1 protein-coding gene is annotated in these 585 nt (G+C 70.9%); it reads right to left on the bottom strand.

The window, feature by feature from the left end; all coding sequences use genetic code 11:
* Window positions 1–428: type 1 glutamine amidotransferase domain-containing protein (locus CCN33_RS30770; protein ID WP_208622022.1), on the bottom strand; the 428-nt coding region annotated here is incomplete at its 3' end.
* Window positions 429–585: the final 157 nt, after the last annotated feature.

Here is a 585-nt window from a genome sequence, read left to right as displayed (position 1 = left end):
GCCGGGGCGTGGCAGACGATCGCGAGCGGCTTGCCGGAGTCGAGGGCGTCGACCAGCAGCCGGCCGGAGGTGGGGTCCACGGCGAGGTCCTCCATGGGGCCGTGACCGCCCGGGTAGAAGACGGCGTCGTAGTCGTCGAGGTTCACGTCCTCCAGGGGGACGGGGTGCTTGAACTCGGGCGCGGCCTCCAGCGTGGCGGCGATCCGGTCGGCGCCCTCCTGACCGCCGTTGACCTCCGGTGCGAGGCTGCCCTGGTCGACGGTCGGGACGACCCCGCCCGGCGTGGTCACGACCACCTCGTCACCGGCCTTCTTGAACGCCTCGTACGGCGCGACGGCCTCTTCGGCCCAGAAGCCGGTCGGGTGGCGGGTGCCGTCGGCGAGCGTCCAGTGGTCGGCGCCGGTCACCACGAAAAGGATCTTCGACATGAGGTCTCTCCAAGCACTCTGAGATAGGGGGAGCACCGGCTCCCCGCTCGACCGTAGACGGATGCCCGGAGCGGTACCGATGAAGCCATGGCCTGACCTGCGGCGACGACTACTCCACCCCCGCTCCCCGGAACGTCCGCCGGTATGCCATCGGGGT

Source organism: Streptomyces recifensis, assembly GCF_002154615.1.
GTDB classification, from domain to species: domain Bacteria; phylum Actinomycetota; class Actinomycetes; order Streptomycetales; family Streptomycetaceae; genus Streptomyces; species Streptomyces griseoluteus.
This window is presented reverse-complemented; position numbering and strand designations above follow the sequence as displayed.